At 50.7% G+C, this 14,618-nt stretch carries 14 protein-coding genes; 4 read left to right on the top strand and 10 right to left on the bottom strand.

Translation table 11 applies throughout. The features are described 5' to 3' along the window. Positions 1 to 13 precede the first annotated feature (13 nt). Together cmoA and cmoB are read left to right on the top strand one after the other, a co-directional pair. Positions 14 to 757, top strand: a complete 744-nt coding sequence (gene cmoA / locus FQ015_RS02840; protein WP_000019597.1) for a carboxy-S-adenosyl-L-methionine synthase CmoA — start codon at positions 14 to 16, stop codon at positions 755 to 757. Further along, positions 754 to 1,725: a tRNA 5-methoxyuridine(34)/uridine 5-oxyacetic acid(34) synthase CmoB gene (gene cmoB / locus FQ015_RS02835; RefSeq protein ID WP_105287912.1), complete on the top strand. Its 972-nt coding sequence runs from the start codon at positions 754 to 756 to the stop codon at positions 1,723 to 1,725. The genes cmoA and cmoB overlap by 4 nt, the downstream gene beginning before the upstream one ends. 35 nt (positions 1,726 to 1,760) lie before the next feature. On the opposite strand, the gene torZ is transcribed toward cmoB, so the two are convergent. The 4 genes from torZ to FQ015_RS02815 form a co-directional block, all read right to left on the bottom strand. Then, positions 1,761 to 4,190, bottom strand: a complete 2,430-nt coding sequence (gene torZ / locus FQ015_RS02830; RefSeq protein ID WP_160523683.1) for a trimethylamine N-oxide reductase TorZ — start codon at positions 4,188 to 4,190, stop codon at positions 1,761 to 1,763. A 24-nt stretch (positions 4,191 to 4,214) separates the two neighbouring features. Then, complete coding sequence (locus tag FQ015_RS02825) at positions 4,215 to 5,315, bottom strand: NapC/NirT family cytochrome c (protein ID WP_160523682.1); 1,101 nt, start codon at positions 5,313 to 5,315, stop codon at positions 4,215 to 4,217. Positions 5,316 to 5,700: 385 nt separating this feature from the next. Next, positions 5,701 to 6,447, bottom strand: coding sequence for a copper homeostasis protein CutC (gene cutC, locus FQ015_RS02820; RefSeq protein WP_001185745.1), 747 nt, complete (start codon positions 6,445 to 6,447; stop codon positions 5,701 to 5,703). 13 nt (positions 6,448 to 6,460) lie between these two features. Then, entirely contained in the window at positions 6,461 to 7,027 is a 567-nt protein-coding gene (locus FQ015_RS02815) for a VOC family protein (protein WP_105278990.1), read from the bottom strand. A 215-nt stretch (positions 7,028 to 7,242) separates the two neighbouring features. Between FQ015_RS02815 and argS the strand changes: the two genes are divergently transcribed. Further along, the gene (argS, locus tag FQ015_RS02810; protein ID WP_039020715.1) at positions 7,243 to 8,976 is read left to right on the top strand and encodes an arginine--tRNA ligase; all 1,734 of its coding nucleotides are present in this window, start codon (positions 7,243 to 7,245) and stop codon (positions 8,974 to 8,976) included. Between the two features lie 41 nt (positions 8,977 to 9,017). On the opposite strand, the gene yecV is transcribed toward argS, so the two are convergent. After that, the gene (gene yecV, locus FQ015_RS24085; protein ID WP_211180499.1) at positions 9,018 to 9,062 is read right to left on the bottom strand and encodes a protein YecV; all 45 of its coding nucleotides are present in this window, start codon (positions 9,060 to 9,062) and stop codon (positions 9,018 to 9,020) included. A gap of 90 nt (positions 9,063 to 9,152) precedes the next feature. On the opposite strand from yecV, the gene FQ015_RS02805 reads away from it, so the two are divergent. Next, complete coding sequence (locus FQ015_RS02805) at positions 9,153 to 9,641, top strand: lysozyme inhibitor LprI family protein (RefSeq protein WP_001370468.1); 489 nt, start codon at positions 9,153 to 9,155, stop codon at positions 9,639 to 9,641. A gap of 120 nt (positions 9,642 to 9,761) precedes the next feature. On the opposite strand, the gene flhE is transcribed toward FQ015_RS02805, so the two are convergent. The 5 genes from flhE to cheY form a co-directional block, all read right to left on the bottom strand. Next, complete coding sequence (flhE, locus tag FQ015_RS02800) at positions 9,762 to 10,154, bottom strand: flagellar protein FlhE (RefSeq protein ID WP_001202066.1); 393 nt, start codon at positions 10,152 to 10,154, stop codon at positions 9,762 to 9,764. Further along, positions 10,154 to 12,232: a flagellar biosynthesis protein FlhA gene (gene flhA / locus FQ015_RS02795; protein ID WP_000066967.1), complete on the bottom strand. Its 2,079-nt coding sequence runs from the start codon at positions 12,230 to 12,232 to the stop codon at positions 10,154 to 10,156. The genes flhE and flhA overlap by 1 nt, the downstream gene beginning before the upstream one ends. Then, positions 12,225 to 13,373 carry a flagellar biosynthesis protein FlhB gene (gene flhB / locus FQ015_RS02790; protein ID WP_160523681.1) on the bottom strand — a complete coding sequence of 383 codons (1,149 nt, stop codon included), beginning with the start codon at positions 13,371 to 13,373 and terminating at the stop codon, positions 12,225 to 12,227. The genes flhA and flhB overlap by 8 nt, the downstream gene beginning before the upstream one ends. A 187-nt stretch (positions 13,374 to 13,560) precedes the next feature. Then, positions 13,561 to 14,205, bottom strand: coding sequence for a protein phosphatase CheZ (gene cheZ / locus FQ015_RS02785; protein WP_000983609.1), 645 nt, complete (start codon positions 14,203 to 14,205; stop codon positions 13,561 to 13,563). 10 nt (positions 14,206 to 14,215) lie between these two features. Next, complete coding sequence (gene cheY / locus FQ015_RS02780; RefSeq protein WP_000763867.1) at positions 14,216 to 14,605, bottom strand: chemotaxis response regulator CheY; 390 nt, start codon at positions 14,603 to 14,605, stop codon at positions 14,216 to 14,218. Between the last annotated feature and the right edge of the window lie 13 nt (positions 14,606 to 14,618).

The following is a 14,618-nucleotide window of genomic DNA, read 5'->3' as shown; positions in this document are numbered from 1 at the left end:
GGATTTTTACGTTATGTCTCACCGCGACACGCTATTTTCTGCCCCTATCGCCAGACTGGGCGACTGGACCTTTGATGAACGGGTAGCCGAAGTCTTCCCGGATATGATCCAGCGTTCCGTTCCCGGCTACTCCAATATTATTTCCATGATTGGTATGTTAGCCGAACGCTTCGTTCAACCTGGTACGCAGGTTTACGATCTGGGTTGTTCTCTGGGCGCGGCGACGCTCTCAGTGCGTCGCAATATTCATCATGATAATTGCAAAATTATCGCCATCGACAACTCTCCGGCGATGATTGAACGCTGCCGTCGTCATATTGACGCTTATAAAGCCCCTACGCCAGTAGACGTTATTGAAGGTGATATTCGCGATATCACCATTGAAAACGCATCGATGGTTGTGCTGAATTTTACCCTGCAATTCCTGGAACCTTCAGAGCGTCAGGCGTTACTGGATAAAATTTATCAAGGGCTGAATCCGGGCGGCGCGCTGGTGCTTTCAGAAAAATTCAGTTTCGAAGATGCCAAAGTTGGTGAACTGCTGTTCAACATGCACCACGACTTTAAACGTGCCAACGGTTACAGCGAACTGGAGATCAGCCAGAAGCGCAGTATGCTGGAAAATGTCATGCTGACCGATTCCGTGGAAACCCATAAAGCTCGCCTGCATCAAGCCGGTTTCGAACATAGCGAGCTATGGTTCCAGTGCTTTAACTTTGGTTCACTGGTGGCTTTAAAAGCAGAGGACGCTGCATGATCGACTTTGGTAACTTTTATTCTCTGATTGCCAAAAATCATCTTTCACACTGGCTGGAAACGCTGCCCGCGCAGATTGCCAGCTGGCAGCGCGAACAGCAGCACGGTCTGTTTAAACAGTGGTCCAATGCGGTGGAATTTCTGCCTGAAATTAAACCGTATCGTCTTGATTTACTACATAGCGTGACGGCAGAAAGCGAAGAGCCACTGAGCGCCGGGCAGATTAAGCGCATTGAAACACTGATGCGCAACCTCATGCCGTGGCGCAAAGGGCCGTTTTCACTGTATGGCGTGAACATCGATACCGAATGGCGTTCTGACTGGAAATGGGATCGTGTTCTGCCCCATCTTTCTGATTTAACCGGGCGCACCATTCTTGATGTCGGCTGCGGCAGCGGTTATCACATGTGGCGCATGATTGGCGCAGGCGCACATCTGGCGGTGGGTATCGACCCTACGCAACTGTTCCTATGCCAGTTTGAAGCGGTGCGTAAACTATTGGGTAACGACCAACGGGCGCATCTGCTGCCGTTAGGCATTGAACAACTTCCGGCACTGAAAGCCTTTGATACCGTCTTTTCGATGGGCGTGCTTTATCATCGTCGTTCACCGCTGGAGCATCTCTGGCAGTTAAAAGATCAACTGGTGAATGAAGGTGAACTGGTGCTGGAAACGCTGGTTATTGATGGCGATGAAAACACAGTGTTGGTACCAGGCGATCGTTACGCGCAAATGCGCAATGTTTATTTCATCCCGTCAGCCCTGGCGTTGAAAAACTGGCTGAAGAAGTGTGGTTTTGTTGATATCCGCATTGCGGATGTGAGCGTTACCACGACCGAAGAGCAGCGACGCACCGAATGGATGGTCACCGAATCGCTGGCCGATTTTCTTAATCCACATGATCCGAGTAAAACGGTGGAAGGTTATCCGGCACCTAAACGCGCGGTGTTGATTGCGCGTAAGCCGTAAAAATTTAGCGCCCGTTTCCGGGCGCTTTTCACGTCTTATGCCTGAACAGCTGGCTGATCAAACGCCGTTAACTTCGGTGCATTGCCCGTATATTTTTCGATATACACCAGCGCAGAGTTACCGGCACAGGCATTTGCCAGCTGAGAGCTGGGGATATCCGCCGTTAACACGTTCGCACTGCCGTTTTTACACAAGCCATTTTCCAGATCTGGCCATGCACCTTCATGCACGCATACCACGCCTTTTTTGATCCCGTCAGTCACCACCGCGCCTGTCAGAATCTGACCACGTTTGTTCCAGACACGCACCAGATCGCCATTCGCAATACCAAAGCGAGCAGCATCTTCGGTGTGAATAGTGATCGGTTCACGATCGGCAACCGCATATTTTTTACGCAGTTCCGCATAGTTAAGCTGACTGTGTAAACGGTGTGCCGGATGTGCGGTCAGAAGCTGCAACTGCTTCTCGTCGGCGGAACCTTTCCACTCATCAGGCGCAAGCCAAGTTGGGTGTGCCGGGCAATCCTTATAGCCAAATTTTTCCAGCGTTTTGGAGTAAATCTCAATTTTGCCGCTTGGCGTACCCAGCGCATTTTTCACCGGATCGGCGCGGAAATCAGCATAACGAACGTACTGTTCGTTCTTCTCGCTGCGGCGCATTTCGATCAGTTTATTTTGCTGCCAGAAAGCATTAAACATCGGCATAGTCACGCGTTGCGCACGCGCACCTTTCTGAGCGGCATCATAGAAAAATTTCAGCCACGCCATTTCATCTCTACCTTCGGTATAGATCTCTTTTCCGCCAGGTTTGAGTAATTCAGCAAGATCGGCAAACACATCAAAATCGTTACGCGCTTCAAATTGCGGAGCGACAGCCTGCTTCATCGGTACAATATGCTGGTTGCTGTAATCACCGGTCATCGTCAAGTCATTGCGCTCAAACGATGTGGTGATCGGTAATACGATATCTGCATGTTTAGCAGCTGCGGTCCAGTAGCATTCAGAAACGACGATCATCTCCGGTTTCTGCCATGCTTTAATCAGACGATTGGTATCCTGGTGATGGGTAAAGTTACCGCCACCCGCCCACCAGATCATTTTGATATTCGGATACGTTTGTTCTTTACCGTTATGCTGATATTTGCCGCCAGGATTTTCCAGCGCATCGACGATACGGGCAACAGGAATCGCCGTCATTCCGCCATCATCAGCGGCCTCGCTGGCCTGTCCGGCAATCGCCGCAGACATTTCCGGCAGCACTCCGCCAACACGCGTCGGGTTGCCACCGTTTGAGTAATGATAAGAGAAACCAAACCCGCCGCCCGGTGTACCAATCTGCCCTAACATCGCCGCCAGCGTCACCAGCATCCAGTGTTTCTGTTCACCATATTGCTGGCGCTGAATTCCCCAGCCTGCCATCAGCATTGTGCGATTTGCCGCCATCAGTTCGGCGAGTTTGACTATCTGCGCTTCCGCTACGCCAGTAATTTCCGCCGCCCAGGCCGCGTTCTTCGGCGTATTATCGCTCTTACCTGCGAGGTACTCTTCAAATTGCGGATATCCGGTGGTGTATTTTTCAAGGAACACTTTGTCGTGTTTGCCTTGTGTCATCAGGGTATGCGCAATCCCCAACATCAGCGCCACGTCGGTGCCCATATTTGGCGCGATCCAGGTAGCATTGTCGCCAAAGAACTCAATAGTTTCGGAACGAATGGGGTCGATAGCAATCACTGGTTTGCCAGATTTTTTCAGCTGATGGAAGTATTCCAGCCCTTGCTCATCGGTACTGCTCCAGGCAATTTTTAAGGTATTCAGCGGGTTCATCCCCCACAACACCACCACCTGACTGTTTTCCAGAATCAGTGGCCAGGAGGTCTGCTGTTCATACACCTCCACGGAACCCACCACGTGCGGCATGATTACCTGTGCCGCCCCGGTTGAATAATCGCCGCTATGCCCTGAATAACCGCCCGCAAGATTCATATAACGTTGCAGTAAGGTTTGCGCTTTATGTAACACGCCAGAAGAGCGCCAGCCGTAAGATCCGGCAAAAATGGCCGATGGTCCGTTAGCTTTGCGAATGCGATCGTGTTGCTCATGAATAAGTTTTAATGCTTGTTCCCAGCTCACCTGTACATAGGTATCTTCGCCACGACCTTTCGCCGGTTGTAGTGGATTATCGAGATAGCTTTTTCTCACCATCGGATGCTGAATACGCGCCGTTGTATGTACCTGATCCGCCGCTGTAGACTGTAAGGAGTTTGGTATGGTTTTCGCCAGCGCGCCTGTTGAAGAAACAATCTTCCCGTCCTTCACTTCTACGTTCATCGCTCCCCAACGGCCTGCGGTGAGGATTTTGCCGCCCTTCTCTTCTGCCCATGCAGGTAACGGTGCAGCCGATGTCACCACCAGCGCCCCAGCGGCAATACCGCTGTGTTTAATAAATTCACGTCTTGTTAATGTCATAACTTCCTCCCTGATCAACGAGGATCACTGTTTCTCGGTAATATCTTTGGCGTTGTACTGGAAGTACCGCGTCAAAATGTCCAGTTCGTTTTCGCTCATGCTGGTTCGCGCACCCATTCCTTTGGCAATGGACGGCCATGCATTGACGGTGTAATGGTCAGCGGCGATAGGGGCATGGCAACCAGCACAATAGGTATCGTCAAGTTTTTCAGCGTATTGCCATAGCGGTTTACGGTCCGCTAATGCGGGATCGGTAAGCACACCCTGTAAAGACGCCTGACGCCATTGATTGCCGTATTCGTCAGCCTGCCATTCCCCGTTTACCGTTAACGCCTTGATACCTTCTTCACTTAATGTGGCTAGCGCCAGCCGTTGACCTGCCGCCAGGTAGAGCGTGTTTTCACTGCCCTGCATTTGATAACCCTGCAACAGAACGATCGGCTGTTTGCCACTGGCATCAACGACGGTGAGATCGGTACCTGGATTCACGGTAGCCAGCTCGCCTATGCGAGAAGTTTTGAAAGGATAAATATGTGCGCCATTGGTAACTGAAGTAGCGGCCTGACTTTCCAGCTCATGCGCCGCGTTGTCATCCATTTTTATTTCTGGTGGAAAATGGGCAATGCCTTTATGACAATCGATACAGGTTTCGCCGTCCTTTTGCGCTTTGTTATGCATTTTCTGCGCAGATTCACTTTGCGAGGCAATATCCATGGCATCAAAAGAATGGCAACTACGACACGTTGCAGAATCAGTTGCTTTTAATTCTTTCCATACTGTTTCGGCCATTTCCTGACGATGCGCTTCGAACTTATCGTCACTGTCTATTTTGCCGCTAACAAATTCATGATAAATATCTTTAGAAGCTTTTAATTTAGCAAATAAATAATCCACCCCTGACTTTGGAATATGGCAATCGGCACATTCCGCACGTATCCCTTTCTGGTTAGAAAAGTGGACAGTTCCCTGATATTCCTCAAAAGGTTTACTCATCGAGTGGCAGGAAAGGCAAAATGCGGTATCCGACGTTTTATGTAAGGCTTTTTGCGCCAGTAATAACCCGCCGCCACCAACCACAACCGTTATCAGCAAAAATAATAACCCAATGCGTTTTTTCCCTCGCATAGATTCCTCTAATTAATTCCAGAACACCGAAATCATTGTATAATTAAATATACAACGAATTGACCGCTTGCATAATTCGGCACAACACTGCCTGAAATAATCGATAAAGAATATGATTTATTACAATGTAATCATTAATTGCTAAGGAATAACCCAGTTGTTATTTAGAATATATATTTGACAGTTTTAGTAATTTAAATTACATAATTAATATGAATATATAAAAATTTTTAGCACAACGCTATGCGCACTGTCACGCGCTCAACCGATCACAGAAATCGTTCGTTTTTTATACTTCTCGGGGATAAAAAAAGGCCCCTGTTGAAATTGCAGGGGCCTGGTACGAGCAAGCATCATATTGGGCGACATGATGCAACGGTAAAAATCATTTGGCCTGACGGCGTTCAATGATTCCTTTCATTTCAGCAACCGCCGCCCCGTCTACGACATAACGCGAATACTCGTCCGCGTGTGCATCTGATGACATGGACAATCCTTGATTACGATAACGCATTGGTGAGGCTTGCCACGCTCCCGCGGAGCTATGGACTTCCAGCACTCCGGCATCGAGGAAGTGGTGCAGGTTTTCTGCACGGACTCCTGCTCCGGCCATAATGATTGGAGCATCACCATGGGCAATAAGTTCCATAATTTTTGATAAACCTTGCAGTGCGTCTGATTTTTGCCCTGATGTCAGTACCCGAGCAACGCCCAATTCCGCAAGATTATTGAGTGTATTTAAAGGGTTAGCGCACATATCGAAGGCGCGATGAAAAGTCACTGCCAGCGGACCGGCAACAGCCATTATTTTTTCCATTCGTGGCATATCGACATTCCCGTCAACATCGAGAACGCCCGTCACCAGTCCAGGAAAACCTAATTCGCGGACTGTGCGCACATCCTCAAGAATGGCGGCAAACTCACCGTCGCTGTAGCAAAAATCACCACCGCGTGGGCGAATAATTGGATGCACAGGGATCGTCACCCGCTGGCGCACGGATTTCAATACCCCCAACGACGGCGTTAAGCCCCCCTCTTTTGGGGCTGCGCATAATTCAACTCTGTCTGCGCCGTTTTGCTGCGCCGTTAGCGCGCATTCCATGCTGTAACAGCAAATTTCCAGTAATGCCATTTTTGCTCCTTAATTACGCCGACTGCTCGCTGGCAACGATCTCTTCAATGGACCACGGATGAAATTTAATGGTCGTTTTGCCATCGGTGACCGCCAGCGTCGGATTCGGTAATCGCTCATGCTCACCTTTTGGCGAACTGGTTTTAACTGAGATCCCCGGCAGGCTGAGTCCTTCATCAGAAAACAATGCCAGCGCACGGGAATTCAGCGTTTCTGGATCGCCCGGCAGAACGATTTCAATATGTTCCCAACCTTCGTGCGGGTAACGTTTTTCCCCGGGCCACGGTAGCTCCACAATGGAAAACTGCCAGTGCGCAACCTGTACCGGTTCATGCAATTTAAACAGACAAATCGGCCTGCCATTGATCATATTTTCTGACAAAAGCTCGCCGCACTGTTCAAACCCGCGACGCCAGCGTTCAGCGGTGACGTTTTGATGGCAACGCAAAGAAATGTGATCGGCAGTCAGTGGAGTGATATCCAACCCCAGACGGCGGGAAAGTTCATCTAATGCGTGGGTAAATCGCGGTAAATCCGATGCAATATCCTGCAGCTCGTCGATAGATTGCCAGTTCGCCATAATCACTCTTCGTCTTTCAGTAAAAGCGTTAATTTACCCTGTTGCCCTGCGCCAACCAACCGCTGATTTCACGCCGCTTCTGATGCAATAGTGAAAACGGCAATACACCACGCGCACGTTGCTGACGAAAACAGCCATTTGCAGTATACTCCCGCCCTAATTTCTTTAACTGGTGCGGGCAATTTTTGCTCGCTTCATCAATGTAAGGTATTCCGGTGAATATTCAGGCTCTTCTCTCAGAAAAAGTCCGTCAGGCCATGATTGCGGCAGGCGCGCCTGCGGATTGCGAACCGCAGGTTCGTCAGTCAGCAAAAGTTCAGTTCGGCGACTATCAGGCTAACGGCATGATGGCAGTTGCTAAAAAACTGGGTATGGCACCGCGACAATTAGCAGAGCAGGTGCTGACTCATCTGGATCTTAACGGTATCGCCAGCAAAGTTGAGATCGCGGGTCCTGGCTTTATCAACATTTTCCTTGATCCGGCATTCCTGGCTGAACATGTTCAGCAGGCGCTGGCGTCCGATCGTCTCGGTGTTGCTACGCCAGAAAAACAGACCATTGTGGTTGACTACTCTGCGCCAAACGTGGCGAAAGAGATGCACGTTGGTCACCTGCGCTCTACCATTATTGGTGACGCAGCAGTTCGTACTCTGGAGTTCCTCGGTCACAAAGTGATTCGCGCAAACCACGTCGGCGACTGGGGCACTCAGTTCGGTATGCTGATTGCATGGCTGGAAAAGCAGCAGCAGGAAAATGCCGGTGAAATGGAGCTGGCTGATCTTGAAGGTTTCTACCGCGATGCGAAAAAGCATTACGATGAAGATGAAGCGTTCGCTGAGCGTGCACGTAACTACGTGGTAAAACTGCAAAGCGGTGACGAATACTTCCGTGAGATGTGGCGCAAACTAGTCGACATCACCATGACGCAGAACCAGATCACCTACGATCGTCTGAACGTGACGCTGACTCGTGATGACGTGATGGGCGAAAGCCTGTACAACCCGATGCTGCCGGGTATCGTGGCTGATCTCAAAGCCAAAGGTCTGGCTGTAGAAAGCGAAGGCGCAACCGTCGTATTCCTTGATGAGTTCAAAAACAAGGAAGGCGAACCGATGGGCGTGATCATTCAGAAGAAAGATGGTGGCTATCTCTACACCACCACTGATATCGCCTGTGCGAAATATCGTTATGAAACATTGCATGCCGATCGCGTGCTGTATTACATCGACTCCCGTCAGCATCAACACCTGATGCAGGCGTGGGCGATCGTCCGTAAAGCAGGCTATGTGCCGGAATCCGTACCGCTGGAACACCATATGTTCGGCATGATGCTGGGCAAAGACGGCAAACCGTTCAAAACGCGTGCTGGCGGTACGGTGAAACTGGCCGATCTGCTGGATGAAGCCCTGGAACGCGCACGCCGTCTGGTGGCAGAGAAGAACCCGGATATGCCAGCCGATGAGCTGGAAAAACTGGCTAATGCGGTTGGTATTGGTGCGGTTAAATACGCAGATCTATCCAAAAACCGTACCACTGACTACATCTTCGACTGGGACAACATGCTGGCGTTTGAGGGTAATACCGCGCCATACATGCAGTATGCTTACACGCGTGTATTGTCCGTGTTCCGTAAAGCAGAAATTAACGAAGAGCAACTGGCTGCAGCCCCGGTAATCATCCGTGAAGATCGTGAGGCACAACTGGCAGCTCGCCTGCTGCAGTTTGAAGAAACCCTCACCGTGGTTGCCCGTGAAGGCACGCCGCATGTAATGTGTGCTTACCTGTACGATCTGGCCGGTCTGTTCTCTGGCTTCTACGAGCACTGCCCGATCCTCAGCGCAGAAAACGAAGAAGTGCGTAACAGTCGTCTGAAACTGGCACAACTGACGGCGAAGACGCTGAAGCTGGGCCTGGATACGCTGGGTATTGAGACAGTAGAGCGTATGTAATCGATTTTTCGTGAGAGTGAAGCCTGATCAGGGTTACCTGATCAGGCTTTTTTATTGCCATCTAAATGTATTCTGAAAATGGACATGCCACTGTTTTCTCACTGTTGGATAAGAGGCCAGAAGCGTAATATCCGGCCCCAGGGAAACGATAACGGTTGAATTTAAGGAATACCGCAGTGTTTAAATTTCTTGTATTAACATTAGGCATTATCTCTTGCCAGGCTTACGCAGAAGATACGGTTATAGTCAATGACCATGACATTTCAGCCATCAAAGATTGTTGGCAAAAAAATTCAGATGATGATACTGACATTAACGTGATCAAATCATGCCTGCGACAAGAATACAATCTCGTCGATGCGCAATTAAATAAAGCTTATGGTGAAGCTTATCGTTATATAGAACAAGTACCACGCACAGGTGTCAAAAAACCTGATACCGAACAACTTAACTTGCTTAAAAAATCACAACGAGCCTGGCTGGATTTTAGGGACAAAGAATGTGAATTAATCCTTTCAAATGAAGACGTTCAGGATTTAAGTGCCCCTTATTCTGAATCAGAATGGCTCTCATGTATGATCATACAGACCAATACGCGAACTCGCCAGTTGCAGTTATACCGTAACTCTGAAGATTTTTATCCAAGCCCTTTGACAAGAGGATAATTCACATATTTTTGGCATGTTTTGTTGCAAGCTATTCCTGATAAATAATTGCAACAAAACATCGAGCCTTTTTCACTGAGTTATTAAACATGCCGCGAGCGCGTAATTTTTATTTGTCCTTCAGCGATAATTCACAATCACTTCATTACGTTGTACTTTTAGCGGCGGAATTAACCGCCCGCCGCCAGGCACTTCCCAGATAAATCGCAACGGTTCTGCCGCCGGTATACCGGAAAAGGCCACGGTGGTTCCGCTCTGCCCCTCTAATTCGACACAACGAGATTGTGAACACAAGCGAACCCGCAGCCCTACGGGAGTTGGGCCGATAAGCTGATAACGCCACGCAACCAGCGTCATCAATCCTGATGCAGGTTGTCGCGAAGAAAGAGGCGCTGACGACATCGATTCACCACGGTGATTCAACGTAACGCCCACACTGCTCGCCTGCCACATCCCCTCCCCGGCGGCTTGCGCCAGCAGCGGAAACAATAATATTGCTAATAAGGCTCTCATTATTTGCCGCCAATCGTCGCCGTCATACGGATATGTCGGTTATCTGATAGTTCCAGATTCGACAGCACCACTAACTGCGGCAGGCTGCGACGCAGGAAGCGAGACAATAATGGTCGCAGCGCGTGGTTCACCAATAATACTGGCGGCGCACCCAGCATCTCCTGACGGGATAGCGCTTCCTGAGTTTGTGCCAGTAAACGATCCGCCAGCCCAGGCTCCAGTCCGCCCCCACCCTGCAAGGCCTGTAGTAACAAACGTTCCAGCGGTGTATCGAGGCCAATAACATGGACTTCATCTTTGCCAGGAAACCACTGCTGGGTTATAGCCCGTCCTAACGCCACGCGCACGACGGCGGTTAATTCATGTGGATCGCTTTGGATGGGCGCATGTTCCGCCAGCGTTTCGAGAATGGTGCGCATATCGCGAATCGGGACTTTTTCATCGAGCAGATTTTGCAGCACTTTATGCAGTGTGGTGAGCGTGACGACGCCAGGAACGAGATCTTCCGTCAGCTTTGGCATCTCCTGAGCGACACGATCCAGCAGCTGTTGCGCCTCCTGACGACCAAACAGCTCTGCGGCATGCTGGCTTATGAGGTGGTTAAGATGCGTAGCCACCACCGTGCTGGCCTCAACCACGGTATACCCTTGAATCTGCGCCTGTTCTTTTAGCGCACTTTCAATCCAGATAGCATTCAGACCAAATGCCGGATCGACGGTCGCCTCTCCAGGTAACGTTCCAGCTGCGGTACCTGGGTTTATTGCCAACCAGCGCCCCGGATATGCATCACCACTGCCTATCTCCACGCCTTTCATCAAAATACGGTAGCGGGCAGGTTGCAGATCCATATTGTCGCGAATGTGTACTACCGGCGGCAGAAAGCCCATTTCCTGAGCAAATTTCTTGCGAATACTGCGAATACGACCCAGTAGTTCACCATCCTGCTGAAAATCGACCATCGGGATCAGTCGATAACCCACTTCCATTCCCAGAGAATCTTCCAGTTGAACATCGTTCCACGTTGCTTCGACAACGGCATTATTCTCTGCCATTTTTACCGGTTTTGGTTCGGCAGGCGCTTTTTGTTCGCGTCCGCGGATCCACCAGGCCAGCCCCAGCAATCCGGCAGTGAACAGCAAAAATACCAGGTTCGGCATTCCAGGCACCAGGCCGAGTAAACCGAGCACGGCGGCGCTTAACAACATAACGCTCGGGTTACTGAAAAGCTGATTCACCATCTGTTCGCCAACATCCTGATCGGTGCTGACGCGCGTAACGATAACCCCCGCGGCGGTAGAAATCACCAGCGCCGGAATTTGTGCTACCAGACCGTCACCAATGGTCAATAGCGTATAACTTTCCGCCGCATGTCCCATGCTCATGCCATGTTGCAGCACACCGACCAGCAATCCGCCGACAACGTTAATGACCATGATGAGGATCCCGGCGATGGCATCGCCGCGAACAAACTTACTTGCCCCGTCCATTGAGCCGTAAAAATCGGCTTCCTGAGTGACTTCACTGCGGCGTTTTTTCGCCTCATCTTCACCAATCAGTCCGGCGTTAAGGTCGGCATCAATCGCCATCTGCTTTCCTGGCATACCATCGAGAACAAAGCGCGCGCCTACTTCTGCGATACGCCCGGCACCTTTGGTAATAACCATAAAGTTGATGATCACGAGAATGACGAACACCACGATACCGATAGCGAAATTGCCACCAACGAGGAAGTGACCGAACGCTTCGACCACCTTCCCTGCCGCCGCCGCGCCAGTATGCCCTTCCATCAAAATGATACGGGTTGAAGCCACGTTAAGTGCCAGACGTAACAGCGTGGTAAACAACAGAATGGTCGGAAACGCAGCAAACTCAAGCGTGCGCTGGGTAAACATCGCGACCAGCAACACCATTATCGACAAGGCAATATTGAAGGTGAACAGCAGGTCGAGTATGAATGCGGGCAGGGGCAGCACCATCATCGACAAGATCAACAGGATCAAAATCGGTCCGGCAAGGATCTGCCATTGTGTCGATTTCAGGTTTGCGGGCAGGCGCAGCATCGCGGCCAGATTACTCATGGGTCGGTTTCTCGTTAATAAAATCCAGGGCTTCCGGCACCGGAAGATGAGTAGGTTGAACAGGGCGCTGTCCGCCAGCCAGACGCCAGCGTTTCAGTTGCCAGACCCAGGCCAGCACCTCCGCCACCGCGGCGTACAGTTGGCCTGGGATTTGTTGACCGATCTCCGCATGTCGATACAGCGCTCGCGCCAGCGGCGGCGCTTCAAGCGTCGGGACGTTATTTTCAGCGCCAATTTCACGAATGCGCAGTGCGACCAGCCCTGCACCTTTAGCGACCACTTTCGGTGCGCTCATTTTGTTTTCGTCATACTGCAACGCTACCGAATAGTGGGTCGGGTTATTGACAATGACATCCGCTTTCGGCACATCGTTCATCATCCGACGCCGTGCAGCAGCTCGCTGCATCTGACGGATCCGCCCCTTAACATGAGGGTCGCCTTCGCTTTGTTTAAACTCATCACGAATATCCTGCCGCGACATACGCAGTTTTTTCAGGTGGCTAAAAATTTGGAAAAAAACGTCAAATCCCACCATCGGAATAACACCAAGCACCACCAGCAGTGCGCATAGCCCAACCAGATCCATCGCATTACCCATGGCAGTAATCGGAGACTCAGCCATTAAGCGCATCATCTGCGGCCAGTGATGCCAGAGATAAAACCCCGTCACGCTGCCAACCAGGATGGTTTTCAAAATCGCTTTAAGCAACTCCGCGCCAGTCTGTGCCGAGAACATCCGTTTAATTCCCGGTAGTGGGTTGAGTTTGGAAAACTTTGGCTGCAAGGATTTGCCGCTAAATACCAGCCCCCCCAGCATGACCGGAGAAATGAGCGCCACCAGCACCACGCCGCTAATCAGCGGCAGCAGCCCCAACATGGCTTCTCTGATCAGCAGAATAATCTGCCCGAGGATCAGATTCGGGTCATTGATAATATTGTGATCAAAATGCAGCCCAGCGGAGAGCATGCCCGACAATCGACGGGCCAGCGACACACCGCCAAACCAGATAACACAGACGCCCACCAACAAACTCAGCAGTGAGGTCAGTTCACGGGAACGCGGGATCTGCCCCTCCTCCCGCGCTTTTTCAAGTCGGTGGGGTGTGGGGGCTTCTGTTTTGTCGTCGCTCTCGTCAGACACGTCGCCAATCCTGGAAAGAGTATTAAGCGTGAATGATACCAGAGCGAAAAGCGTTCAATGGTCTGAGTAAGGGGCAAAACAGGGGGGATTTAGGGCTTTTGCTGCACACATCAAGCATGGTGTGCGTTTGTCGGATGCGGCGTCATCGCCTGATATGACGCGGTTACGCCACATCAGGCAATACAAATCAAAATCCAAGACTATCCAACAAATCGTCCACCTGATCCTGACTGGCTACCACACCGGCTTTGCTGGTATCAACCTGAGGTCCATTAAGCAAACTCTGGTTTTCACGTTTTGGACGCGACTCCTGTTCCGGGATGTTTTCCAACAGCACCATCAGCAATTGACGTTCGATCTCCTGAATGACATCCATCATCCGCTTAATGACCTGTCCGGTGAGGTCCTGAAAATCCTGCGCCATCATGATTTCCAGCAGTTGCGCGTTAGTAAAGCTGGTATGCGCGGGGACATCTGCCAGAAATTGCCGCGTATCTGTCACCAGTTCACGGGCATCGGCAAGGTCAATCGGATCGGCAAACCAGTCATCCCAACGTTGGGTTAATGCTTTTGCTGATTTCTCCATTTGATCCTGATGTGGTTGTGACGCTTCAACACTGTTCAGCGCCCGCTCTGCAGCCTGGGCAGTCATCTGCACAACATAGTACAAACGATCGCGGGCATCGGGGATGGCTTCCGCCGCTTCGGCAATTGCCTGATCCAGCCCCAGCTCGCGCAAACTGTCGCGCAACATACGCGTCAGGCTGCCGATGCGCGCAATGATATCGCCAGCTGAATGCTCGTCAGCAGGTTTGATTGATGGTTGCATCATAGTCGCATCCTCACATGCCCAGTTTCTCAAAGATTTTGTTGAGTTTTTCCTCCAGCGTCGCGGCGGTAAATGGCTTCACCACATAGCCACTGGCCCCCGCTTGCGCCGCAGCAATGATGTTCTCTTTCTTCGCTTCTGCAGTCACCATTAACACCGGCAATGCCGACATCGCGCCATCCGCACGAATCGTTTTCAGCAATTCCAGGCCATCCATGTTGGGCATGTTCCAGTCGGAGATAACAAATCCATAACCGCCTGCCTGCAACTTATTGAGGGCGTCGACGCCATCTTCCGCTTCCTCAACATTATTGAATCCCAGCTCTTTCAGCAGGTTACGCACAATGCGTCGCATGGTGGAAAAGTCATCCACAACCAAAAATTTAAGTTCTTTATCCGCCATTTCACACTCCTGA

Source organism: Escherichia sp. HH26CH (assembly GCF_009820205.1).
GTDB classification, from domain to species: domain Bacteria; phylum Pseudomonadota; class Gammaproteobacteria; order Enterobacterales; family Enterobacteriaceae; genus Escherichia; species Escherichia coli_F.
The sequence above is the reverse complement of the archived record's forward strand: the minus strand, read 5'-3'. Positions and strand labels throughout refer to the sequence as shown.

Coding starts and splice junctions, on each gene's coding strand:
- cmoA (WP_000019597.1), top strand. CDS start 14: ATGTCTCACCGCGACACGCTATTTTCTGCCCCTATCGCCAGACTGGGC.
- flhE (WP_001202066.1), bottom strand. CDS start 10,154: ATGAGAGCCTTATTAGCAATATTATTGTTTCCGCTGCTGGCGCAAGCC.
- FQ015_RS02815 (WP_105278990.1), bottom strand. CDS start 7,027: ATGGCGAACTGGCAATCTATCGACGAGCTGCAGGATATTGCATCGGAT.
- cmoB (WP_105287912.1), top strand. CDS start 754: ATGATCGACTTTGGTAACTTTTATTCTCTGATTGCCAAAAATCATCTT.
- flhA (WP_000066967.1), bottom strand. CDS start 12,232: ATGAGTAATCTGGCCGCGATGCTGCGCCTGCCCGCAAACCTGAAATCG.
- torZ (WP_160523683.1), bottom strand. CDS start 4,190: ATGACATTAACAAGACGTGAATTTATTAAACACAGCGGTATTGCCGCT.
- FQ015_RS02825 (WP_160523682.1), bottom strand. CDS start 5,315: ATGCGAGGGAAAAAACGCATTGGGTTATTATTTTTGCTGATAACGGTT.
- cheZ (WP_000983609.1), bottom strand. CDS start 14,205: ATGATGCAACCATCAATCAAACCTGCTGACGAGCATTCAGCTGGCGAT.
- cutC (WP_001185745.1), bottom strand. CDS start 6,447: ATGGCATTACTGGAAATTTGCTGTTACAGCATGGAATGCGCGCTAACG.
- cheY (WP_000763867.1), bottom strand. CDS start 14,605: ATGGCGGATAAAGAACTTAAATTTTTGGTTGTGGATGACTTTTCCACC.